Here is a 23,731-nt window from a genome sequence, read left to right as displayed (position 1 = left end):
GGCCGTTTTGCAGTTGTCCACAGTTGGGCCATGCCACTGGAAGGCCGGACTGCAAAGTCCGGACGGGCGGACTGAAAGCGCCGGACGGTCAGACGCAAAAGGGCGGACGCCCGGACTGGATTCCCCGGACGAGCGGGGTTTCCAAGTGCCTGATGGACAAGGGAAAACGTACGTTGTCCACAGGCCTAAAGGTATTGAAGGAGTTGAAGACTTCTACAAGCACCGCTGCACTGATCGAGGACTGTCAAGCGCTCTGGCGTCCGGCGTTTTCAGCGACGTAGATGCAGAATTCGCGCGCTGCTGCGAATTCTGCATCCCGCTCTAGAATCCCATGACACGCGCTGCGACTGCGCTGAAGGAGAAGAAATTTGGAAGCTGCTTCGATCGTGGCCACCGATGAGATCACGCTGCCGTCCATCCTGGAACAGGCCGAGCGCGTGAAGGACGTGGTGGCTTATGCCCGCGAAACGATGCTGGCGCCGACCCAGCGCAAGAAGCCGCCGGTGTTCTCGACCGCCAAGCTCATGGAGCTCACCGGGCTGGAGAAACCGCAGGTGGACTACCGGCTGCGCCGCGGCGAGCTGCCCAGCGGCAAGCTCACGCCCAGCGGCGCCCGGCGCGAGTTCACGCTGGCTGAGGCGCGGGTCTGGGTGCGCGAAATGCGCCGCCAGGAGCTGCGTCCCGCGGGCGCCACGGCCATCACCATCGCCATCGGCAACTTCAAGGGGGGTGTCAGCAAGACCACCACCGCCGCCACGCTGGCACAGGGCCTGAGCATGCGGGGCCACCGCGTGCTGCTCATCGACTGCGACCCGCAAGGCAGCCTGACCACGCTGATGGGCATCCTGCCCGACTCCGAGGTCGAGCTCGACGACACCGTGATGCCGCTGTTCTCCGGGCGCCAGTGCGACATTGGCTACGCCATCCGCGGCACCTACTGGGACGGCATCGACTTGGTCGCGGCCGCGCCGGTGCTGTTCGGCGCCGAATTCGCGCTGCCCGCGCGCCAGACGCAGGAGCCGGGCTTCGAGTTCTGGAGCGTGCTGGACTATGGCCTGGACGCCGTGCGCGAGCAGTACGACTTCATCATCATCGACACGCCGCCGGCCCTGTCCTACACCACCATCAACGCGCTGATGGCGGCCAACGGCATCATCATGCCGCTGCCGCCGAACCCCCTGGACTTCGCATCCTCGGCGCAGTTCTGGGACCTGTTCGGCGACCTCACCAACCAGCTCATCACGCAGCGCGGCGGTCACAAGTCCTTCGCGTTCGTGGACGTGTTGCCAACCAAGGTCGAGTCCGCCGACCAGACCAGCCTGCTGGTCAAGAAGTGGATGGCCTCGGCCTACGGCGACAAGCTGGTCAGCGTGGAGATCCCGAAGACGGCGGCGGCCAACGCGTCCAGCGCCGAGTTCGGCACGGTCTACGACCAGGTCGAGAGCGGGTCGGCGCGGACCTTCAAGCGCGCCACCGACGCTTACGACCGGCTGGTCGAGCTGATCGAGGACCAGACGCAGATGTTCTGGAACAAGCAGGTCGGGCAGGGCGGAGGCGCGTGATGGCAACCCGCAAGAAGGGCCACGACATCGACTGGAGCAACGTCCCGCGCCGCACGACCGGGCCGGCCGCGGCGCTGGCCGGGCTGCTGGGCGAGCCGGCGGCTGCCACGGCGCCGGCCCCCGTGCCGGCTCCGGCAGCGCCGACCGTGGTTGCGCCGCCGGCGGTGTCCCCGGACGCCGCCGCGACCGCCGCACCCGCGGCTGGCGCCACGCCGGTCAAGCCCCGTACCGGTCCGGGCTACAACGCGCTGCAGATCTTCACCGGCAATGCGCTGCAGGAACGCATCGCCGAGCTGGAGGAGGAAGTGCGGCGCGTGGGCGAGCAGCGCGGCGCCGTGCAGCTCGACGCGCGCAGCATCGCGCCCAGCCGCTGGGCGAACCGGCACGAAGCGTCCTACGCCGGCAAGGCCTACCAGGAGCTCAAGGCCGAGATCCGGGATGCCGGCGGCAACGTCCAGCCGGTGATGGTGCGGCCGCTGCCGCAACCGAAGGAGGGCGGCGAGCGCTTCGAGCTGGTGTTCGGCCACCGCCGCCACCGCGCCTGCCTGGAACTGGGCCTGCCGGTGCAGGCGGTGGTCAAGGAAGTGGATGACCAGGCGCTGTTCGGCTTCATGGAGCGCGAGAACCGGCTGCGCCAGAACCTGTCGGCCTGGGAGCAGGGGACGATGTACCGCCGGGCCCTGGACGACGGCCTGTTCCCTTCGCTGCGCCAGCTGGCCGCCCACGTCGGCCGCGACCACAGCGACATCTCCAAGGCGCTGCGCATCGCGGCGCTGCCGCGTGAAGTGGTCAATGCCTTTGCCTCGCCCAACGACATCCAGTTCCGCTGGGCTGCGCTGCTGACCCAGGCGCTGGAGCAGGACCGGGCGGCGGTGCTGCGCGTCGCTGCCGATCCGCTGCTGCGCGACCTGCCGCCCAAGCGCATCTTTGAAGCCCTGCTGCGCCGGGGTGGGGGACCGTCCCCCACCCCGGCCGCGACGGCTGGCCGGGAGGCCGCGGCCGGCGCCCGCGCGGCGCTGGCCCGGCGCTTCGACCTGGGACAGGGCCGGTCGCTGGAGGTGCGCAGCGAAGAGGGCCGCATGACGCTGTCACTCGACGGCGCGCAACTTGCGCCGGAAAAGTGGGACGCGCTGGCTGCCGGACTGCGCAAGTTGCTGCGTTGATAGCGGGAGCAGGTCTGGGCCGACAGGCGCGCTGCCGGCCTCTTGGGCGGGGGACGGTCCCCCACCCGGCATCACGCAACGCTCCAGCGGCTCAGACTGCGCCTTGATCAAATTCCTGCGATAACGAGTTCCCCTCGCTCGGACGGCATTGGAAGCCGCTTCCAAAGCCCGCCAGCACGAGGGGGGTGGGGGACCGTCCCCCACCTGCCTTGACGGGGCGCCTGTCCGGATGCGTGGACTTCTCCGGCTTCCTGCGGTGCTCCCGGCGCTCCAGGCCAGGGCGTTGCTGAGCGAGGCATCGGTTGCGGGCACTCCGTGGCACCGGCGTGGCTGTCCGTCCGACGCGCATGCCATTGCGGCTCACGTGCCCACGCCGTTTGCAGCCATGCACCGGCTGCACAAGCCATGCGGCGCTGATGGGCCGGCTGCGACACCGGCCCGGACATGGCGCTTGATGACAGGGGTCCGCCCTCCTGGCAGCCGATCCGGCAATGGCCCGGCGGAGAACGGCCGCAGTGGGGGACCGTCCCCCACGTCCACGCTGCTTTCGCCGACGCGATGCTGACGGAGCCAACGCCTTCATTGCAGTCCTTGAAGCTGGCCTGTTCCGCCGTGCCGGGAACACCGCTGCCTCGCCGGTTCCTGGGCGCATTGGGCAAGGCCCGGAATGCGTACCGCTCAGGAGGCCCCAGCTTGCAAGCGAAATGCCGTTCGAACTGGAGAAAACATGCGATTTCTTGTAGTGTTGATATTTGCGCTTATCAATCATCGATTCTGAGGCCAGGGGCCAGGGGCGGCATCACGGAACCATTCCTGGGCCCTGCTGAATCCACCGCCTGATGCCTGCGACTGCTCCACCTCCTGGACCTGGCCCCTGCGGCAGTGGAATGCCTCTGCCAGACCGGTACGACGCCTTGTTCATTCCGGCGCCCCAGGCATGGACGTCCAGGCCGGCGTGGAGGCGCGCGCCAGCCTTGAGAATGCACCTACCGCTTGCCCGGGAGGCGCCCGGGTGATCCCGTCGTTATGCCTGGAGAGAGCACGGCATGGATTCAGTCGAAGAAGCGCAAGCCCGGTTGCAGCGCGCCCGGATGCTGGTGAGCCAGCAGCAAGGCATCGTGCTGCGGCGCCAGGGCGGTGCGGCCGATGCCCTCGACCTGTCCCGCAGCCTGCTGGAGACGATGACGCAGAGCCTGGCGCTGGTGCGCCGCGCCGCGTGCCTCACTTCCAAGATGCGTGAAATGGCCTTCCTCGTGGAAGGTGTGAAGACGGCCAACGGCGCAGTAAGGATGCCGGGAGGGCAGCAGCCCGTCGGCGAGCCGCGGCAAGCGGCCGAGGCGCGGGCCCTCGTCGAGGAGGAGCGGCGGCGCATTGCCCGGGAGCTGCACGACACGATCGGGCAGCAGCTGGCGGCCATGCGGCTGACGAGCGCCGAACTGCGGTCGGGCTCTGCGCCCGGCACCTTGAAGAAGCGCCTTGCGATGCTGGAATCCCAGGTCGCGGCAGCGGACGCGGAACTGGACCGGGCCGTCTTCGCGCTGCATCCGCCGGCGCTGGGGGAGCAGGGGCTGGTCGAGGCGGTATCGCAGCACGCCTCGCTCTGGTCTGGCCTGTTCGGCATTCCCGTGGACTTGCTGGCCAGGGGCCTGAAGAAGACGGAGCCGTCCACGGCCGTGGTGGCGAGCCTCTACCGGATCGTCCAGGAGTCGCTGACGAACATTGCCAAGCATGCCGGGGCCCGCCACGTCGGCATCGTGCTGTCCCGGCAGGGCCGGCAGCTCATGTTGAGCATCGAGGACGACGGGGTGGGCTTTGCCGTTACGGACCGGCCGTTGGGGCGGCTGGGGCTGGTCGGCATGCGCGAGCGCATCGAGGCCCTGGGCGGCACCCTGGAGATCGAGTCCGCGCCGGGCCAGGGCACTACGGTGCTCGCGAGCGTCGACATGCGGGCCGAGGCCGGGGCCGCCACTGGAATGGTCAGCGCAGGCCGCAGCCGGCAGCGGCGCGGCGCGGCGACATCGAGCGCCATTGCGACCGCACCAGTTCCCACACGGCCACGTCGGCCAGCGCGCGCAGCGTGGTGAGCTGCGTCGCGCTCAGGCGCCGGGGCCGGGGCGCCATCACGCACAGGGCGCCCAGGTGCAGGCCGTCGGCGCTGCGCAGCGGCGCGCCGGCGTAGAAGCGGATGTGGGGCGGCCCGGCCACCAGCGGGTTGTGCGCGAAGCGCGAATCGCGCAGCGCGTCCTCCACCACCAGCACGCCGTGGCCCAGGATGGCGTGGGCGCAGAACGAGATGTCGCGAGGCGTCTGCTGCGGCTCCAGCCCGACGCGGGCCTTGAACCACTGGCGCTCGGCATCGACCAGCGACACCGCCGCCATGGGCATGTCCAGGGCATCGGCCGTGTACTGCACCAGCGCGTCGTAGCGGTCCTCGGCCGGCGTGTCGAGCACGCCCAGGCCGTGCAGCGCGCGCAGGCGCGCGGTCTCGTTGCCGGGCAAGGACGGGCCCGGCATGGGCGGCCGCGCGTCGGAGATGCAGCTCACGGCAGCCTGCACGCACGGGCGCATCCAGCGGCAATCGGGCAGGGGAAGCTTGGGCATCGATGAAGTCTTGACGGCGGGACTCAGGCGGCCTTGACGGCGGCCCGGCATGGGCCGCGCGTGCCGCGGCCGGGGCGGCGGCCGGCCATGCTCACGGGTGGGATTGTTCGGGTTCGACGCCGTTGCGCGAACAAGGAGGCGCGGCAGCGCCGCCCGGGACCGGCCCGGGCGTCCCTGGCGGCTCCGCGCCCGCGGCCCACATGCCGCGCGGGCCGCGGCGCCTTGAACCGGACACGGCCGCAAGGAGCCACAGGCGCGGACCCGGGCTGGTGCTGGAGGGCTCCCGGGGGCCGCATGGGAACGCCCCGGGAGCCTGGCAGCGGTGGCAGGCCCTGGGATTGCAACGGTCCCGGCATGAGCAGTATCGAAAAATTCAAGTCTTCGTCCCGAGTCCCCGAGCTGTCACGGTGCACGGTCACCTGGCCGGACTGCATTGATCTGAGGCGGCGGTTGCTGGCGCTGCAGGAACGCCAGCCGCCGGCTGATCCCGGGGCCCGCCCCATCCTCATCGGCATCGAGGACGGCTATGGCGACCTCGTGCACGTCGTCGAGACCACGCGCCTGATCGAAGCCGTGAGGGTGTTCGAGCTGCTGTCGGACTACGGCCTGGTGCCCGGCCACGGCCGCTGCCGTGCCAGCGACGGCCGCACGCTCATGCGCACCTACCGCCGGCCCGGCGGCCGGGACCTGGCCCCGGCCGCCGTGGCCGCAGCGGGCATGCAGCGCACGGGCAGCACCGTGCCCGGCGGCGTCACCAGGCCGTAAGCCGCCATCGCCATTGACGCGCCCGTCTCCCGGTTCCCCCAGCGGGCCGGAGCAGGAAAGGGTTGCCTTTTCAGCCACCCGGCGGGCTGGGAACCGGCCGCGCGGCACGCGTGCCGCGCGCCGGCCGACCCTCGCCTCGTACCGCCGCCCACCCCCACGACCTTGCAGCCCGGCTGCCACGTCTCATGGCCTCGCACTCGATCCTCAACATCATGCTCAAGGCGTCGGGCATCAGGCCCCGCATCGCCACCACCTTCGCGCCGCTGCTCAGGCATGCCTGCAAGCGCTTCGGCATCCACACCCCGGCCCGCCTGGCTGCCTTCGTGGCGCAATGCGCCTGCGACAGCCGCGGCTTCGTCGCCATGGAGCAGGGCCTGCTCTACCGTAGCCCGGAGCGCATCCACGCGATGTGGCCCGAGCAGGTGCCGGACGTGGACGAGGCCGACCAGCTGATCGGCGCGCCGCAACTGCTGGCCAACACCGTCTATGCCGGCCGCTACGGTAACGGCGACGCCGCCAGCGGCGACGGCTGGCGCTACCGGGGTCGCGGCCTGATCCGGCTGCTCGGCCGCGCGGCGTACCGCGATGCGGGCCACGCGCTGGGGCGCCCCTACGAGCAGCAGCCGGAACTGGTGGCCCAGCCGCGGGATGCCTGCCTGGTGGCGGGCTGGCTGTGGCAGCGGTGCGGCCTCAACGAGCTGGCCGACCGGCTCCAGGTCGATGCCATCGCGCGCCGGCTGCGCGAGCCGGCAGCGCCGGCCCTGGGCGAGCGCAGGGCGCTGTACCGCGGCGCGCTGGCCACCCTGCACCACCTGGGCAATGCGGCGCACAACGTCGGGGCCCGGGCGCGGCTGCGCCTGCCGCACGCCGGCGCCGCGGGCCCCGCCTCGACGGGCCGGGCCATGGCCACGGCGGCAGGCGCGCACCGCGGCGCGTGAGGCGGCCGCCGGCACGATCGGCACCGGCGGCGTCCCACGCGGGCCCGCGGGCCTTGTCGCAGCGCAAGTGAGGTCCACGAGGCCAAGGGCAAGCGTGCCGATGCCAGGCGCCGAAGAGCAGGCCGAGCCCGCTGTCGACGGCGACGTCCGGGTGGGCGTGCGCCGGCGCCGGCACACCGGGAAGGTGTCGTGTGCCCTTCAGCGGGCACGGCCGGGAGCCGCCAGGTCGATTTCACGGAATCTGGTGGCGATCCTGCGCAATCCGTGAATTAGTTATGCCTTCAGACCATCGAGGTTCACAAACACATGCGGCGCGGTGAACAGCGGGTAACATTTGGTAATAACAGTGTTAAGCGCTCCTAACATTTTATTTCTGCCTTCGGAAGGCTGGATGCCGGTCATCGAACCGGACCAGCCATGGCGCGCCTGCCCCGGATACGGGTGGCCCGCGGTGCCACCGCCGGCGCCGGCGGTCCGCGCCACCTGACGCTGTCATCACCGTGAGTTGTTCCTCCGGGTGCAGCCGGACCGGGCATGCCAGGCTGCCCCGGTGCGGGCCTGTTCTGACCAAGCAAGAAGAAGCTGAAAAGTGTCCAGTTCGTTGATGCGCAAACACTGGTGGCTCGGGGTCCGTGTCGTCCCACACGCCGGATCGTGGCTGCCGTTGGGCAGCCGTAGGCAGGGCGGCTGGACAAGAGGGCAGCCGTGAGTGCCATGTTCCCCGCGCTGAGCCGGTACAGCGGATACGCCAGGTTCACGCCGCCGGCCGCCTCGGCGCCGCTGTGGCGACGCATCCTGCAGGCCTACAGGCCCGACGGCACCGCGTACATGGTGCTGTGGCTGGGGGCGCTGGTCATCCTGGCGCTGCTGTGGTCGTGGGCCGTGCTCGCCGGTGGGCGCCAGGCCGCCGACGCCACGCGCAGCCAGGAGGCCGCGATGGAGAACCTGGCGCGCGAAATGGCCGAGCACGCCACGCAGACCCTGGCCAACGCCGACCAGGCCTTGCGCTTCCTGCGCCGCGAGACGGCACAGGAAGGGGCGTCGCTGGACATCGAGGCCTGGCTGCGGCGCGGCGACGTGGCGCAGCCCGAGTTCACGCAGTTCTCCGTCATCGGCGCCGACGGCCAGCTCAACGCCGCCGTGCAGCCCGTCAAGCGCGTGGACCTGAGCGGGAACGATTACTTCGTCGTGCATGCGCAGGACACCGCCGACCGGCTCTTCATCGGCAAGCCGGTGACGATCAAGGGCTCGGGCAAGACCTCCATCCAGGTCAGCCGGCGCATCAGCCGTGCCAACGGCCACTTCGGCGGCGTGGTGGCGCTGGGGCTGGACATCGAGCAGTTCCTGAACCTTCGCCGCGACAGCGGCCTGGGCCCGGAGACCGACGTGGCGCTGGTGGGCTTCGACGGCATCACGCGGGTGCGCGGCGTGGGCGGCAACCGGGAGGCGGGCCTGGACCTCTCCAGCAGCCCGCTGTTCGCCGAGGCCATGCGCCGCGGCCGGGGCATCCTGATCACGCGCGCGCCCGACAACGGTCCGGAAACGCTGTATGCCTTCCGCACCCTGGACAACCACCGGCTGCTGGCGCTGGCCGGCGTGCGCACCCGGGCGGTCGATCGCGGTCTGCTCCTGCAGTGGAGCAAGCACCTGGGCATCGCCACGGCGGGCACGGGGCTGGTGCTGGCGCTGCTGGGCCTGATGCTGAACCTGCTGCGCCAGCACCACCGGCTGGCCTCGCGGCTGCGCGCCAGCGAGCGGCGCGCCGAGGAGGCCAACCGCACCAAGACCCAGTTCCTGGCCGGCGCGGCGCAGGAACTGCGCACCCCGATCAAGAACCTGCTGGAGCTGTCCGCCGAAACCCCGGCGTCCGGCGGCGGGCCCACGGCCTTTGCCGAGCGCGTGGCGCGCGACGTGCTGCGGCTCGACAGCACGGTCACCACGCTGCTGGAACTGGCGCGCATCGAGGGCGGCTACCTGCGCCTGGACATCGAGTCCACCGCGGTCGGGCCGCTGCTCGACGAGGCGGTGCGCACGCACTTGCCGCAGGCGCAGGCGCGCGGGATCGGCCTGACGCTGCAGGTCCAGCCCGAAGCGCCCCAGCGCCTGAAGACCGATGCGAAGCGGGTGCTGCAGGTGCTCGGCCAGGTCCTGCACAACGCCATCAAGTACACCGACAGCGGCAGCGTGCGCGTGGTCGCCACGGGCGACGAGGGCGCCCTGCGCATCCAGGTGCAGGACAGCGGCGTGGGCATGCCCGCCGCACGGCAGCGCCAGGTGCTCAGCCGCCGCCTGGACCAGGACACGCCGCTGACGCCCTCGGGCCAGGGCACCGGCCTGGGGCTGTGGCTGGCGCGCGAGCTCATGCTGCTGCTGGGCGGACAGCTGAGCTTCGAATCCGCCGAGGGCCAGGGCACGCTGGTGAACATCGTGCTGCCGCTGCACCGCAGGAGCCGCTCGGGCCGATCGTCGTCGGGCAGCCGGCCCTGAAGCCCCGGCCCGGCCGGGCCGCCGTGGCGCCCGGCCGGGCGTACCGGGCAGCAGTGCCCATGCCGTGCAAGCCGCGCCCGCGCATCGGGCGGGCACAACGGGCGACAATCCACCCTTTGCCCCTGGACCGCATGTCCACCCGTTCATGAAGCAGACCTCTCCCTCCGCCGCGGCGCCCGCGCCCGCGGCCAAGCCGGCCGCCAAGGCCGCCCCGGCGCCGTCCTCGCTGGCCGCCGCGTTTGACCAGCTGGCCCAGAAGAGCGGCTTCGAGAGCTGGAAGCAGCTCGACCGCGAGCAGCCGCTGCCCACGCGTGCCTCGGCGCCGCCGGCCAAGACCGATCCGGATGCCAAGCCCGAGCCGCCCAAGATCGCCAACAAGCTCAAGGCCTCGGGCCAGGACTCGGCCGACGTGTCCTTCTCCGACTTCATCAAGGGCACGCAGCCGCTGCCCCAGGCACGCAAGAAGCGCGGCTGAGCGCCGTCGCCCCGGGCCGGGCATCGGTCCGGAAGGCGGGTGCCCATGCCCCTCGCCGGCCCGGGAAAACCACCGGGCGAAACGATCTGTCCGCTGGGGGGCACTACCCTTGCCGCCATGGAACAGGGCAGCGCTGCTGACACGACGGCCCCGGGCTGGCCTTTCGCCGCCGGCGAGATGGCGCAGCGCGTGCGCAGCCACGACTGGGCCGCCACGCCGCTGGGGCCGGTGGCGCAGTGGCCGGCGCTGCTGCGCACCACGGTGCAGCTGGTGCTGGCGCATCCCTTCGCCACCATCGTGCTGTGGGGGCCGGCGCTGGTGCAGGTCTACAACGATGCCTACCGCGACCTCATGGGCGCCAAGCACCCGGGCGGGCTGGGCCAGCCCACGCGCGAGTGCTGGCCCGAGGTCTGGCACATCAACGCGCCGATCTACGAGCGCGTCTGGCGCGGCGAGTCGGTGCAGTTCGAGGACGCGCTCTACCCGCTGGCACGCTTCGGCGCGATCGAGGACGTCTGGCTGTCGCTGTCCTACAGCCCGGTGCGCGACGAAGGCGGCCGCGTCGCGGGCGTGTTCATCACCATCATCGAGACGACGCGGCGGCTGCGCGCGGAGGCCGCGCTGCGCGAGCGCGAGGCGCGCCAGGCCTTCCTGCTGCGCCTGAGCGACGCGCTGCGGCCGCTGCAGGACGCGCAGGCCATCAAGCTCGAAGCCACGCGCCGGCTGGGCGAGCACCTGGGCGCGGGCCGCGTGCTCTACGCCGAGGTGCATGGCGACGACTGGCTCGTCACCAAGGGCTACGAGCATGGCGTGGCGCCGCTGCCGGAAGGGCGCTACGCCGCGAGCACCTACGGCGCCTGGATCATGCGCGACTACCGTGCCGGGTGCCGGGTGGTGATCGACGATGCGTGTGGCGACGCGCGCTTCTCGGCGGCCGAATGCGACGCCCACGTGGCCGTGCAGGTGCTGGCCATGATCGGCGTACCGCTGGTCAAGGAGGGGCGGCTGGTGGCCGTGCTGGTGGTGCACGCCGCCGCCCCGCGCGCCTGGAGCGGCTCGGAGACCGCGCTGGTGGAGGAGACGGCCGAACGCACCTGGGCGGCGGTGGAGCGCGCCGGCGCCGAGGCCGCGCTGCGCGCGAGCGAGCAGCGGCTGCGCCTGGCGCTGGACGTGGGCGAGCTTGCCTCCTGGGACTGGGACCTGGACACGGACCGCGTGGTGTGGTCCGAGGAGCACTACCGCATGCAGGGCTACGTGCCGGGCGAGGTCGAGCCCAGCTACGCGGCCTGGGTGGCGCGGGTGCATCCGGACGACCGCGCCGCGACCACCGCCGCGCTGGACGCGGCGCGGCACCGGCACGCGCCCTACCAGCACGAGTTCCGCACCGTGCATCCCGATGGCGCGGTGCGCTGGCTCTCGGCGCGGGGCTTCTTCTTTCACGACGACGCCGGCCGGGCACGGCGCATGGTCGGCGTCATGCGCGACGTCACCGAGCCGCGCCAGGCGCGCGCGCTGCTGGAGCAGCGCGTGGCCGAGCGCACCCATGCGCTGCGCCAGTTGCTGCAGCACCTCGAAGGGCTGCAGGACGAGGAGCGCCGGCGCATCGCGCGCGAGCTGCACGACGGGCTGGGCCAGGTGCTGTCGTCGGTGGCCCTGGCCGTGAGCACGCTGCGCCAGGCCGGCGCGGCCGGGGCCGGGCACGACGGCCAGGGCCAGGACGCGCCGGCCTGGCGGCAGCGCGTGGAGCAGCTGCATGGCCTGATGCAGCACCTTGACCGCGAGCTCGACCGCATCGTCTTCACGCTGCGCCCCACCGCGCTGGAGGACTGCGGCCTGGGCGAGGGCGTGGCCGCCTACGCGCAGACCTGGTCGCAGCTCACGGGCGTGGCGGTGGACCTGGAGCTGCACGGGCTGGAGCAGGGGCGGCTGAGCGCGACGGTGGAGGCGGCCGTGTTCCGCGTGGTGCAGGAGGCGCTCAACAACGTGGCCAAGTACGCGCAGGCCTCGCAGGTCAGCGTCAGCCTGCAGCGCCGCCGCGGCCTGCTGGCCGGCAGCGTCGAGGATGACGGCGTGGGCTTCGACGCCGCCGAGGCCACGGCCGGCGCGGCCGGGCGCAGCCGCTGGGGACTGCTGGGCATGCAGGAGCGCATCGAGGCGCTGGGCGGCAGCTTCGCCATCGACTCCCAGCCCGGCACCGGCACGACCGTGCTGTGGCGGCTGCCGCTGGCCTGACGCCGGGCGCCGGATACTCTCCCGGCAGCAGGATTGCCCGGGAGCCCCGACATGGCGACGCCGTCGAACAGCACGCACGGCATGGCCGGCGCATCGGGAACGTGAGCGACTCCTGCCGGCTCACGCTGACCGTTGCATTTACGCCCCCAGCGTCGCCGCGTGGTGGCGCAGGTGGTCCTCCACGAAGCTGGCGATGAAGTAGTAGCCGTGGTCGTAACCCTCGTGGCGGCGGATGTTCAGCGGCTGCCCGGCCTCGGCGCAGGCCTGCTCGAACAGGTGCGGATGCAACTGCTCGGCCAGGAACTTGTCGGCCAGTCCCTGGTCGATGAGCAGCGGCGGCAGCTTGGCACCCGACGCAATCAACTCCGTGGCGTCGTGCGCCGCCCAGTCCTTGCGGTTGCCGCCCAGGTAGCCGGTGAAGGCCTTCTCGCCCCAGGGGCAGCGCGAGGGCGCGGCGATCGGCGCGAAGGCCGAGACGCTGCGGTAGCGCCCGGGGTGGCGCAGCGCCAGCGTCAGCGCGCCGTGCCCGCCCATCGAGTGGCCGAAGATGCCGGTGCGGCCGTCGTCCGCGGGAAAGTTGGCCACCACCAGCGCGCGCAGCTCCTGCGTCACCCAGCTCTCCATGCGGAAGTGCGCTGACCAGGGAGCCTGCGTGGCGTCGAGGTAGAAGCCGGCGCCGTGGCCGAAGTCCCAGGCCGCGTCGGCGCCCTCGATGCCGGTGCCGCGCGGGCTGGTGTCGGGCGTCACCAGCATCAGGCCGAGCTCCGCGGCCACGCGCTGCGCGCCGGCCTTGATGGCAAAGGTCTCCTCGGTGCAGGTCAGGCCCGCCAGGTAGTAGAGCACCGGCACCGGGCCGGCCTTCGCCTGCGGCGGCACGTACACGCCAAACTTCATCGGCAGCCCGATGACGCCGGAATCGTGCTGGTAGAACCCTTGCGTGCCGCCGAAGCAGCCGTGTTCGGAGAGCGTCTGCATGGCGTTCATCAGAACTCCACCACCGAGCGGATCGACTCGCCGCGCTTCATCAGGTCGAAGCCGTCGTTGATGCGCTCCAGCGGCAGCTTGTGGGTGATGAGGCTGTCGATGTCGATCTTGCCTTCCATGTACCAGTCCACGATCTTCGGCACGTCGGTGCGCCCACGCGCGCCGCCGAAGGCCGAGCCTTCCCACTTGCGTCCGGTGACGAGCTGGAACGGCCGCGTCGAGATCTCCGCCCCGGCTTCCGCCACGCCGATGATGATGCTGCGGCCCCAGCCCTTGTGCGTGCACTCCAGCGCCTGGCGCATCGTGGTGGTGTTGCCGATGCACTCGAAGCTGTAGTCGGCGCCGCCGTCGGTGAGCTGGACGATGGCGTCCACCACGTTGCCCACCTCCTTCGGATTGACGAAGTGCGTCATGCCGAACTTGCGCGCCATCTCCTCGCGCGCCGGGTTCAGGTCCACGCCGATGATCCGGTCGGCACCGACCATGCGCGCGCCCTGGATCACGTTCAGCCCGATGCCGCCCAGCCCGAACACGACCACGTTGGCACCGGCCTCGACCTTGGCGTTGAAGAGCACGGCGCCGATGCCCGTGGTCACGCCGCAGCCGATGTAGCAGACCTTGTCGAAGGGCGCGTCGGGGCGGATCCTGGCCAGCGCGATCTCGGGCACGACGATGTGATTCGCGAAGGTCGAGGTGCCCATGTAGTGCAGGATCGGCTTGCCGTCGAGGCTGAAGCGGCTGCTGCCGTCGGGCATCAGGCCCTTGCCCTGCGTGGCGCGGATGGCCTGGCACAGGTTGGTCTTGCGCGACAGGCAGAACTTGCACTGCCGGCATTCGGGCGTGTAGAGCGGGATGACGTGGTCGCCGGCCTGCAGGCCCTTCACGCCCGCGCCGACTTCCAGCACCACGCCCGCGCCCTCGTGGCCGAGGATGGCGGGAAACAGCCCTTCCGGGTCGGCGCCGGAGAGGGTGTACCAGTCGGTGTGGCAGATGCCGGTGGCCTTGACCTCGACCAGCACCTCGCCGGCGCGGGGCCCTTCCAGGTCCACGGTCTCGATGGTCAGGGGTTCGCCGGCCTTCCAGGCCACCGCTGCGCGGGTCTTCATGGGGTGTTCTCCTTCGGTATCGGGGTCGCGCCCGCCGCGCGGGGCGGGCCGGGCAGGCGATTGTGGAAAGCCGCGGCGTGGCTGTAAATGGAAGAAACGCGACTTTAGAATTCCATCGACTGGAACAATGGTCCGCGCACCATGGCGTGGGTGACAAGGAACGTGCTCAACCACCTGGAGCTGCTGCGCATCTTCCTGACCGCGGCGGAATGCGCGAGCTTTCGCGAGGCGGCGCAGCGCCTGGGCGCCTCGCCGCAGACGGTGACGCGCGCCGTCAAGGAGCTGGAGGCGCACTTCGGCGAGCTGCTGTTCCACCGCAGCACGCGCCAGGTGCGCATCACCGCTTTCGGCGAGCAGCTGGCGGCGCGCGCGCGCACGCTGCTGGCCGAGGCCGAATCGCTGTTCAGCGCGCCGGCGGCCGAGCCGCGGGCGCAGCTCGCGGGCCGGGTGCGCATCACCGGGCCGCGCATCCTCGGGCGGGTCTGCCTGGTGCCGGCGCTCACGCAGCTGGCCGCGGCGCAGCCGGCCATCACGCTGGACCTGCGCCTGTCCGACGTGTTCGCCGACGTGGTGGACGAGCAGATCGACGTGGGCGTGCGCATCGGTTTCCTGCGCGACAGCCGGCTGGTGGCGCGCAAGGCGGGGCAGGTCGCCTTCTCGCTGGTGGCGGCGCCCGCGCTGGTGGCGCGGCTGGGCGCGCCGCGGCGCGTGGACGACCTGGCCGCGCTGCCGGTGACGGCGCTGCTCGACCCCAACACCGGGCGGGTGTGGCCCTGGCAGTTCGCCGGCGGGCGCAGCTTCACGCCCGAAGGCCGCACCTTCGTCACCGACGACCCCGACGCCGAGGTCGGCGCCATCGCCGCGGGCCTCGCCTTCGGGCAGCTGCCAGACTACCTGGCCGTGCCGCTGCTGCGCGCGGGGCGGCTGGTGGAGCTGCTGCCCGAAGCCGCGCCGCCGCCGTGGGACGTGTTCGTGTACCGGCCGCAGCGCGGCCCGGTGCCGGCGCGCGTGCGCCTGGCCTTCGACCACATCGCCGCGGCGGTGGCCGCGCATGAGCGTGCCCTGCGCGGGACTTGAGGGCGCGGCTATAGTCGCACCCCCCTGACGGGGCGCAGCCCGCCGGCCGCGCCCGCAACCGGCAGCAGCCCAGGAGTCCCATGGTCCCATCCCTCGTCACCGCCGTGCCCGGCCCGACCGGCGCCCTCGAACGAACGATCCTCGACGCCGCCCCGGCCATCGAGCGCTGGTTCGAGCGCGAATGGTCCGCCTGTCCCGCCCCGTTCTACTCGTCGGTGGACGTGCGCCACGCCGGCTTCAAGCTGGCGCCGGTGGACACCAACCTGTATCCCGGCGGCTGGAACAACCTCGCGCCGGCGATGCTGGCACGCGCCACCGAGGCCGCGCGCGCGGCGCTGCAGCGGCTGCAGCCTGCCGAGCCCACGCTGCTGCTGATCCCCGAGAACCACACCCGCAACCTGTTCTACCTGGCCAACGTCGCGCGGCTGCAGCAGCTGCTGCAGGGCGCGGGGCTGCAGGTGCGCGTGGGCTCGCTGCTGCCCGAGGTGCTCTCGCCCACCGAGCTGGCGCTGCCCGACGGCGCGACGCTGCTGCTGGAGCCGCTGCGCCGGCGCGGCGCGCGCATCGGCTTGGACGGCTTCGACCCGGCGCTGGTGCTGCTCAACAACGACCTGAGCGCCGGCGTGCCCGCGCCCCTGCAGGAGCTGCAGGGCCAGCGGCTGCTGCCGCCGCTGCACGCGGGCTGGCACGTGCGGCGCAAGAGCACGCACTTCCGCCACCACGAGGCCGTGGCGACGCGGCTGGCGCGGCTGCTGGGCATCGACCCGTGGCTGCTGCACCCGCTCTCGACGCACTGCGGCGGGCTGGACTTCGCGGAAGGCATCGGGCTGCAGCGGCTGCAGCACGAAGTGGATGCGCTGCTCAAGCGCATCGGCCAGCACTACGCCGAGCACGGCATCGGGGACAAGCCGTTCGTGGTGGTGAAGGCCGACAACGGCACCTACGGCATGGGCATCATGACCGTGCGCGACGCGGCCGAGCTGTCGCAGCTGGGCCGTCGCGCCCGCAACAAGATGCACATCATCAAGGACGGGCAGCAGACCACCGGCGTGATCGTGCAGGAAGGCGTGCCCACGCTGGAGCGCGTGGATGGTGGCACGGCCGAGACGGTGGTGTACATGCTCGACTGCCAGGTGGCCGGCGCCTTCCACCGCGTGCACCCGGAACGCGGCACTGACCAGAACCTCAACGCGCCCGGCGCGCGCTTCGTGCCGCTGGCCGAAGCCGCTGTGGATGCGGCCGCATCCAAAGACCGCTTCTATCCCTACGCGGTGGCCGCGCGGCTGGCCGCGCTGGCCGCCGCGCACGAGGTGCAGGCCGGCGACGCGGCGCAGGACGCCATGCCCGAAGCGGGCTGCCGCTGCGCCTGACCAAAAGGAAAGCCCGGGCCGCTTGCGCGGCCCGGGCTGTTCTTACAGGCCCTTCAGACGGCTCAGGCCGCTTCGGCCGGCGCGGCCTTGGGCGTCACGGTCACGGCATCGAAGTTGGCCGCGGCGGCCTCGGCGGCCTGCTTGGCCACCTTCTGCACGCTCTCGTAGGCGTTGCCCGCGGCGGCCATGGTGGACTTGATCAGCGCGACGGCCTCCTCGCTGCCGGCCGGCGCGTTCTGCAGCGCGGCGTCCACGGCGGCCAGGAAGTTCTTCTGCAGCTCGGCCACCTGGGCCTCGACGATCTTGCCGACTTCCGCGCCGGTGGCCGTGGCGATGTCGCCGGCCTGGCGGGCGTAGGCGGTGGCCTGCTCAGTGCCCGGCTGCAGCAGCGCGGCGTTGAGCGAGAACAGCGCCTGCGGGTCCTTGGCGTCGAGCACGGCCTGGGCGTGGCCCGCGGCCTGGCTCAGGGCCGACTTGGCGGTCTGCAGCTGCAGGCCGGCGGCCTTCTCCAGGCCCTCCAGCACGGCCGCGGCCAGCGTGAAGGCGGTGGCGACCTGGGCTTTCTGGGCGGCGGCGAACTGCTCGGTGGTCTGCATGTCATCTCTCCTGTGAAATGGTCTGAGGGGGACAGCGCGAAACGCTTTTGCTGCAGTGCAGCATAGACCGTGCAGCAGGGTGGATGGCAGCCAAGTCCGAGTAATTTGGTGCGGTGCAACACAAAAAACTTGCGGCTGGACGCGTGGATTGCTAGGCGCGCAGTCCGTTGTCCGAACAGCCGGGGCCAGTCCCGAGACCGATTTCGCACGAACTGCCCCTTCCCACGCCGTCGCGCAGCTTGCGCCCGCTGCCGACCTGCCTGTGCGCACTGGCGAGGCCGACCGCCCAGCGCACCGAGGTACTGGTGCTTCAGCTTTCTCAGGAGCAGCGCCAGGCGAGGAACAGCGTGACGCTGCTGCGACTGTCCCATGCGACTTGAGAGGTGGTCGCCGTCGAGCGCTTCGCACCCGGGGCGCTGCTGCAGCGCCCCGGGCGGGACAAGCTCAACGGATGACGAGTCCCAGCGCCCAGGGCCCGATCAGCACGGTGAACATCGTGATCAGCACGACGCCCAACACGTTGAGCAGGAAACCGTCGCGCGCCATTTCGGCGATGCTCACCGCCCCCGTGCCGAAGACGATCGCGTTCGGCGGCGTGCCCACGGGCAGCATGAACGCGCAGGTCGCGGCCAGCGCTGCCGGGATCAGCAGCGTCATCGGGTCGGTGCCGATGCCCAGCGCCACGCCGCCCAGGATCGGGATGAAGGTGGCAGCGGTCGCCGTGTTGCTCGTGATCTCGGTGAGGAACAGCACGATCAGCGTGACGGCGGCGATGAGCGCCACGATCGGCAGCACCCCGAGGCCCAGCACCTGCTGCCCGAACCACTTGTCGAGGCCGCTGGCCGCCACCGACGCCGCCAGCGACAGCCCGCCGCCAAACAGCAGCAGCACGCCCCAGGGCAGGCCTTCCTCGGCATCCTTCCAGTCGAGCACCGCGCTGCCCGGCTTGCCGCCCGGCAGCAGGAACAGCAGCAGCCCGGCGGTCAAGGCCACGACCGTGTCGTTGAACAGCCGCAGCCAGGGCAGGGTCGTGGCCAGGTCGCCCACGTTGCTCAGCAGGCTCGGCACGATCCAGCACAGCGCGGCCAGGATGAAGACCAGGCGCACGCTCTTCTCGCCGCGGCTCATCGGGCCGAGCTGCGCGAGCTCGTCCTCGATCATCTGCTTGCCGCCCGGCACGTCGTCGAGCTTGAAGCGGAACAGCACGCGCGTGATCAGCAGCCAGGCCAGCGCGATGAAGGCCACGACGATCGGCACGCCCAGCATCATCCACTGCGCGAAGCCCACCTGCTTGCCCAGCTCCTTGCTGATGTAGCCGGCAACGATGGCGTTGGGCGGGCTGCCCAGCAGCGTGCCCAGGCCGCCGATCGACGCCGACCACGCGATCGCCAGCACCAGGCCGACGCCGAAGGTGCGCACCTCCTTGTCGTGGATCAGGTCGCTGACCTTGTGCCCGGCCGCCAGGCCGGAGCGCACGTCGATCGCGGTGCCCTTGGCGCGGTCGCTGTTCTCGGCCACCAGGGTCAGCACGCTCAGCGCGATCGGCAGCATCATCAGCGTCGTGGCGGTGTTGGACACCCACATCGACAGGAACGCCGTGGAGATCATCATGCCCAGCACGATCTGGCGCGGATGGGTGCCCACGGCGTGCAGGGTCAGCAGCGCGATGCGCCGGTGCAGGTTGACCTTCTGCATCGCGATCGCGATCAGGAAGCCGCCGAGGAACAGGAAGACGATCGGGTTCGCGTAAGGGGCGGTGCTCTCGGCCACCGTGCGCGCGGTCAGCAGCGGGAACAGGATGATCGGCAGCAGCGAGGTGACCGACAGCGGGATGGCCTCGGTCATCCACCAGATGGCCATCAGCGTGGCGACCGCCGCGACGACGCGCGCGTCGCGCGACAGCTCCGAGGTGCCCAGCAGCGCGTACACGAGCAGCGCCGCGACCAGCCCGATCACGCGCGGCATCCACACCTTGCGCCTGGCGCGTGTCCCCTCTGCGTCGCGTGGCTGTTGATCGAACTCGCCTTGCTCGCGGACGATGCCGCCGGTAGCTTCGCTCATGGAGGGTCTCCTTCAGACAGCGTGGGGGGGTTTACATCGGCCGCTGGCGAAGCGCAAGCGATGTGCCCAGGCGGGCCCGCGTCCCGTCCCCCGCGTCCTCAAGAGGAGCGCAGGCTGCCCCGCCCGGGGTCTGGCACCCTCTCCGCATCGCCGCGCACCCGGGCCCCGAACCCCGGGCAAGACCACCCAGCACCGAGGCCGACCCCCCATGCTCAACCTCTCCCGCACCCTCCACACCATCGACGCCCACACCGGCGGCGAGCCGCTGCGCATCCTGGCTTCCGGGTTGCCCGCGGTCCCCGGCGCCACCATCCTGCACAAGCGCGCCTGGCTGCAGTTGCACCGCGACGACCTGCGCCGCTTCCTGATGAACGAGCCGCGCGGCCACGCCGACATGTACGGCGCGTACCTGCTGCCGCCCGTCACGCCCGCAGCCGACTTCGGCGTGGTCTTCATCCACAACGAGGGCTACAGCGACATGTGCGGCCACGGGATCATCGCCCTGGGCAAGGTGCTGGTGAAGCTGGGCCACGTCGAGCGCAGCAGCCCCGTCACGCGCATCGGCTTTGACACCCCGGCCGGCTTCATCGAGGCCCACGTCGAGTGGGACGGCACCCGCGCCGGCGCGGTCACGTTCCGCAACGTCCCGTCCTTCATCCTCCTGCGCGACCTGGAGGTGGACACGCCCGGCTTCGGGCGCCTGGTCGGCGACGTCGTCTTCGGCGGCGCGTTCTACTACTACGTCGATGGCCGCCAGGCCGGGCTGGAGATCCGGCCCGAGCAGGTGCGCCAGCTCATCCAGCTCGGCGCCGAGGCCAAGGCCGCCGTGAAGGCGAAGGTGCAGGTTCGGCATCCGCTGGAGCCGGGCCTGGACCAGCTCTACGGCACCATCATCGACGGCGCACCCAATCGCGACGGGGTGGACCAATCGAACGTCTGCATCTTTGCCGACCGCGAGGTGGACCGCTCGCCCACCGGCACCGGCTCCTCCGGGCGCGCCGCGCAGCTCTTCCTGCGCGGGCGCCTGGGGCTGAACGAGCCGCTGGTGAACGGCAGCATCGTCGGCAGCGCCTTCAGCGTGCGCGTCACCCAGGCCGTGCGCGTGGGCGACCTCGACGGCGCCGTCACGGAAGTCACCGGCACGGCCCACGTCAGCGGCTTCAACCAGTGGGTGCTGGAAGAGTCGGACCCGTTCCCGACGGGGTTCTTCCTGCGCTGATTCCGACTCCGGGTTGCCCGAGAAATGACCCGTTCGCCCTGAGGTATCGAAGGGTGAAGCCGTCAGGCTGGTACGCAGGCCGGGAACTGTTGGCTTATTGAGCCGTTTGGACTGAGGTATCGAAGGCCGAATCCGACAGGCTCGGATGCCCGCACACGGTGCGGGCCGTTCACCCTTCGATACCTCAGGGCGAACGGAATAGCTCAACTGGCTCTTGCAAGTCGGAATGACAGCTGTCCGGAGAGTGCGTCACGCCGGCCGCTGCTCCCGCAACCACTGCGCCCGCTGCGCGAGGCGCCGCTGCCACTCCGGCGCCAGCCCCGGCACGGCGGCCAGCGCGGCCAGGTCGTCGGCCTCGGGGCGGTGCAGCTGCTGCACGCGCCAGAACTCGGCAATCGAGAAGCGCTCGGTGTGCCGCTCCAGCAGCTCCACGGCGTCGCCCTCGGCGATGAGCCCACCCTCGATCACGCGGTAGTACCAGCCGGTGACGCGCTCCTGCGCCACGAACACCGACATCCGCTCGATGCCGAAGCGGTGGTCGATCTTCCAGCAGGGGCTGCGCGGCTGCGACACCTGCGCCACCACGCCGCCGAGGCGCCACACGTCGCCGACGTGCACGCTCTCCTCGGTCATGCCCGCCGCGGTGGAGACGTTCTCGCCCAGGCTGCCCGGCACGAGTTCCGCCGCGATGCCGGGATAGCGCCGCGCCAGCCGCGCGTAGCCTTCCAGCGGGTACTGGTGCAGCGCCTTCTGCGGCCCGCCGTGCACCCGCGTGTCGGCATGCTCGTCGCCCTCGATGCCGCCCACGCCCACCCGCGCCGGCGCGCCCAGACGCCGCTTGAAGATGCCGCTGCGCTGCCCTTCGGGCGCCAGGTGCCGGATGCCGCCGGCAAACAGGGCCGCCACGGTGCAGGCGGCCGGGGAAGAGGGTCGATTCGTCGTCATGCCGCCATGCTGCCGGCCTTCGCTTACACCACCCGCAGCCGCGGCCCGGTGGGGTCGGCCGGCCCGGCGGGGGCCGCGCGTGCCTGGCCGCGCCCGGCGGCCTTGGCGTCGTAGCAGGCACGGTCCGCCGCCTTGAGCCAGTGCGCCACTTCGGTCATGTCGGCCTGCAGCGCCGCCACGCCGGCGGAGGCGCCCACGCGCAGCACGCGGTCCTCCCACTCCAGCTCGATGCCGGCCACGGCTGCGCACACCGCGTCGGCAATGGGCAGCGCGCGCTCGGCCGAGCAGCGCTCCAGCAGCAGCACGAACTCGTCGCCGCCCAGCCGCGCCACCAAGTCGCCGTTGCGCACGCAGCCGCGGATGGCCGCGGCCACGGCCTTGAGCATGGCGTCGCCCGCGGCATGGCCGGCGCCGTCGTTGATGGGCTTGAAATGGTCCAGGTCGATGGCCACCAGCACCGCGGGAATGGACTGCGGGCGCGCGTCGAACACCTTCTGCAGCTGCTGCTCGAAGGCGGCGCGGTTGGCCAGCCCGGTGAGTGCGTCGTGGTGCGCGCTCCACTGCAGCTGCGCGCGCGCGGCCACCTGCGCGCTGATGTCGAGCACGCTCCAGATCAGGCCCTGCACCGCGTCGCCGGCGCGCGCGGGCTGCACCCGCAGCTGTGCCCAGAAGGTGCTGCCGTCGGCGCGCTGCAGCGGCCACTCGCCGCTGTAGGGCTGGTGGCCCAGGAAGGCGTAGCGCGCCTGGCGCAGCAGCGTCTTCTGCGCCTGCGCCTCTAGCCCCAGCAGCTCCATCGGCTGCCCCGCCAGCTCCTCGTGGCGCCGGCCCAGCAGCCGGCACAGCTCGGCATTGACCAGCTCGAAGCGCTCGTGCCGCGTGAAGGCGATGCCCACGGGCGCGGCCGCCATCACCGATTCCAGCCGCTGCAGCAGCTCGGTGTTGAACACCTCCAGCTGCGCGCGCTCGGCGCTCGCATGGCGCAGCACCTGCGCCAGGTGCCCGATCTCGCCGCCGGCCTCGGGCCAGTCCGCGTGCGGGTCGAAGGCCGGGTCGAACAGGTGCTGCGCGCGCCGCTCCAGCGCGCGCATCGGGCGCAGCAGCCAGCCCAGCAGCGCCAGCAGCACGGCGCTGGCGCCCAGCGCCATCAGCGCGGCCCAGCCCAGCGCCTGGCGCCGCGCGTCGTGCAGCGGCGCCAGCAGCTGGCTTTCGGGCAGGACGCGCCACACCAGCCACTGCGGGCCGGAGACGGCGGCCACCGTCACCACCTCGCCGTCCTGCTGCGCCGGCAGGCCCGCGGGCTCCAGCGGCCGGCCCGCGCGCACCCAGTCGGTCCAGGCCTGCGCCAGGCGCGGCTCGCTGGACAGCGGCTGCAGCGCGCGGGCCGCGTCCGGGTGCGCCAGGATGCGCCCGCCCTCGTCCGTGACCACCAGCAGCGCGTCGGGCTCGTCGCCGGCACGGTACTGCAGCACCTGCGCCATGAGGTCGCCGCTGCCCAGGCGCAGCCCGCCCAGCAGCGCCCCGTACGGGCCGTGCGCCCCGGCCAGCGGTTGCGCCAGCACGATCACCGGCTCGGGCACGACGCGGCTGGTCATGGCCTCGGAGATCACGGGCGCGTTCTCCTGCATCGCCTCGCGGAAGTACTCGCGGTCGCCGACGTTGATGTTGGCCGGGCGCACGCCGTCGCGCTCGGTGTAGACGCGCAGCTGCCCGTCGCGCGTGGCGACGCTGACGTTGCCGAACATGCGCCGCAGCACCACCTGCCCGGTCACGAAGCGCTCCAGCGCCGGCGGGTCACGCAGCAGCGGCTCCTCGATCTGCTGCGCCACGGCGCGCAGCGCGTTCTGCAGCTCCAGCACCCGGCTGGTGAGCGCGGCGGCGGTGCGTGCCGTCTCGCCCAGCTCGCGCTCGCGCTGCTCGGCCAGCGTGGCGCGCTCGGCGCGCTGCACCAGCAGCAGCGTGGTGGCGCCCACCACCAGCGCGATCAGCACCACGCCGGCCAGCGTCAGCCGCGCGCGCAGCGAGCCCGGCCAGCGGCGCAGCCGCCGCAGCGGCATGGCGGCCGCGCCAATCACGGCCGGCCCCGCGGACGGCGCCGGGCGGCGGGTCTCGCGGCGTGCGGATTTCCGCAAGTCCAGGGACGGCGGGGCGGG

18 protein-coding genes are annotated in these 23,731 nt (G+C 71.8%); 11 read left to right on the top strand and 7 right to left on the bottom strand.

Annotation, left to right across the window (positions count from 1 at the left end; all coding sequences use genetic code 11):
- Nucleotides 1-368: 368 nt before the first annotated feature.
- The 3 genes from FJ694_RS18410 to FJ694_RS18400 all read left to right on the top strand — a co-directional run bounded on the left by FJ694_RS18410 (nucleotide 369) and on the right by FJ694_RS18400 (nucleotide 4,809).
- Entirely contained in the window at nucleotides 369-1,562 is a 1,194-nt protein-coding gene (locus FJ694_RS18410; RefSeq protein ID WP_232540101.1) for a ParA family protein, read from the top strand.
- Nucleotides 1,562-2,725, top strand: a complete 1,164-nt coding sequence (locus tag FJ694_RS18405; protein WP_157268706.1) for a ParB/RepB/Spo0J family partition protein — start codon at nucleotides 1,562-1,564, stop codon at nucleotides 2,723-2,725. Before FJ694_RS18410 ends, FJ694_RS18405 begins: the two co-directional genes overlap by 1 nt.
- A 1,046-nt stretch (nucleotides 2,726-3,771) precedes the next feature.
- Nucleotides 3,772-4,809 carry a sensor histidine kinase gene (locus FJ694_RS18400; RefSeq protein ID WP_157268705.1) on the top strand — a complete coding sequence of 346 codons (1,038 nt, stop codon included), beginning with the start codon at nucleotides 3,772-3,774 and terminating at the stop codon, nucleotides 4,807-4,809.
- On the opposite strand, the gene FJ694_RS18395 is transcribed toward FJ694_RS18400, so the two are convergent.
- On the bottom strand, nucleotides 4,703-5,326 hold the full coding sequence (locus FJ694_RS18395; RefSeq protein WP_232540100.1) for a GAF domain-containing protein: 624 nt from the start codon (nucleotides 5,324-5,326) through the stop codon (nucleotides 4,703-4,705). The genes FJ694_RS18400 and FJ694_RS18395 overlap by 107 nt on opposite strands.
- A gap of 354 nt (nucleotides 5,327-5,680) precedes the next feature.
- On the opposite strand from FJ694_RS18395, the gene FJ694_RS18390 reads away from it, so the two are divergent.
- The 5 genes from FJ694_RS18390 (at nucleotide 5,681) to FJ694_RS18370 (ending at nucleotide 12,223) form a co-directional block, all read left to right on the top strand.
- A complete protein-coding gene (locus FJ694_RS18390) occupies nucleotides 5,681-6,091 on the top strand; it encodes a hypothetical protein (RefSeq protein ID WP_157268704.1) in 411 nt (136 codons plus the stop codon).
- Nucleotides 6,092-6,276: 185 nt separating this feature from the next.
- On the top strand, nucleotides 6,277-7,029 hold the full coding sequence (locus FJ694_RS18385; protein ID WP_157268703.1) for a glycoside hydrolase family 19 protein: 753 nt from the start codon (nucleotides 6,277-6,279) through the stop codon (nucleotides 7,027-7,029).
- A gap of 714 nt (nucleotides 7,030-7,743) precedes the next feature.
- Nucleotides 7,744-9,516: a sensor histidine kinase gene (locus tag FJ694_RS18380; protein WP_232540105.1), complete on the top strand. Its 1,773-nt coding sequence runs from the start codon at nucleotides 7,744-7,746 to the stop codon at nucleotides 9,514-9,516.
- Nucleotides 9,517-9,661: 145 nt separating this feature from the next.
- Nucleotides 9,662-9,991, top strand: a complete 330-nt coding sequence (locus FJ694_RS18375) for a hypothetical protein (protein ID WP_157268701.1) — start codon at nucleotides 9,662-9,664, stop codon at nucleotides 9,989-9,991.
- A 117-nt stretch (nucleotides 9,992-10,108) separates the two neighbouring features.
- Complete coding sequence (locus tag FJ694_RS18370) at nucleotides 10,109-12,223, top strand: PAS domain-containing protein (protein ID WP_157268700.1); 2,115 nt, start codon at nucleotides 10,109-10,111, stop codon at nucleotides 12,221-12,223.
- Nucleotides 12,224-12,361: 138 nt separating this feature from the next.
- On the opposite strand, the gene fghA is transcribed toward FJ694_RS18370, so the two are convergent.
- Entirely contained in the window at nucleotides 12,362-13,198 is an 837-nt protein-coding gene (fghA, locus tag FJ694_RS18365) for an S-formylglutathione hydrolase (RefSeq protein WP_198320898.1), read from the bottom strand.
- A gap of 8 nt (nucleotides 13,199-13,206) precedes the next feature.
- Entirely contained in the window at nucleotides 13,207-14,313 is a 1,107-nt protein-coding gene (locus FJ694_RS18360; protein WP_157268699.1) for an S-(hydroxymethyl)glutathione dehydrogenase/class III alcohol dehydrogenase, read from the bottom strand.
- A gap of 141 nt (nucleotides 14,314-14,454) precedes the next feature.
- On the opposite strand from FJ694_RS18360, the gene FJ694_RS18355 reads away from it, so the two are divergent.
- Both FJ694_RS18355 and gshA read left to right on the top strand, forming a co-directional pair.
- The gene (locus FJ694_RS18355; protein ID WP_375140233.1) at nucleotides 14,455-15,390 is read left to right on the top strand and encodes a LysR family transcriptional regulator; all 936 of its coding nucleotides are present in this window, start codon (nucleotides 14,455-14,457) and stop codon (nucleotides 15,388-15,390) included.
- A gap of 80 nt (nucleotides 15,391-15,470) precedes the next feature.
- Complete coding sequence (gshA, locus tag FJ694_RS18350) at nucleotides 15,471-16,760, top strand: glutamate--cysteine ligase (protein ID WP_157268698.1); 1,290 nt, start codon at nucleotides 15,471-15,473, stop codon at nucleotides 16,758-16,760.
- Between the two features lie 62 nt (nucleotides 16,761-16,822).
- Here gshA and FJ694_RS18345 read toward each other — a convergent pair whose 3' ends face one another.
- Nucleotides 16,823-17,356 (bottom strand): phasin family protein, encoded by a 534-nt coding sequence (locus tag FJ694_RS18345; protein ID WP_157268697.1) that lies wholly within the window; start codon nucleotides 17,354-17,356, stop codon nucleotides 16,823-16,825.
- Between the two features lie 444 nt (nucleotides 17,357-17,800).
- Complete coding sequence (locus tag FJ694_RS18340) at nucleotides 17,801-19,417, bottom strand: SLC13 family permease (protein WP_157268696.1); 1,617 nt, start codon at nucleotides 19,415-19,417, stop codon at nucleotides 17,801-17,803.
- Nucleotides 19,418-19,625: 208 nt separating this feature from the next.
- On the opposite strand from FJ694_RS18340, the gene lhpH reads away from it, so the two are divergent.
- A complete protein-coding gene (gene lhpH / locus FJ694_RS18335) occupies nucleotides 19,626-20,636 on the top strand; it encodes a trans-3-hydroxy-L-proline dehydratase (RefSeq protein ID WP_157268695.1) in 1,011 nt (336 codons plus the stop codon).
- 249 nt (nucleotides 20,637-20,885) lie between these two features.
- Here lhpH and FJ694_RS18330 read toward each other — a convergent pair whose 3' ends face one another.
- Nucleotides 20,886-21,581 carry an MOSC domain-containing protein gene (locus FJ694_RS18330; protein ID WP_157268694.1) on the bottom strand — a complete coding sequence of 232 codons (696 nt, stop codon included), beginning with the start codon at nucleotides 21,579-21,581 and terminating at the stop codon, nucleotides 20,886-20,888.
- A gap of 23 nt (nucleotides 21,582-21,604) precedes the next feature.
- A complete protein-coding gene (locus FJ694_RS37785; protein ID WP_198320895.1) occupies nucleotides 21,605-23,635 on the bottom strand; it encodes a diguanylate cyclase domain-containing protein in 2,031 nt (676 codons plus the stop codon).
- Nucleotides 23,636-23,731 lie beyond the last annotated feature (96 nt).

The organism is Azohydromonas aeria (genome assembly GCF_009760915.1).
GTDB lineage: Bacteria > Pseudomonadota > Gammaproteobacteria > Burkholderiales > Burkholderiaceae_C > Azohydromonas > Azohydromonas aeria.
The sequence above is the reverse complement of the archived record's forward strand: the minus strand, read 5'-3'. Positions and strand labels throughout refer to the sequence as shown.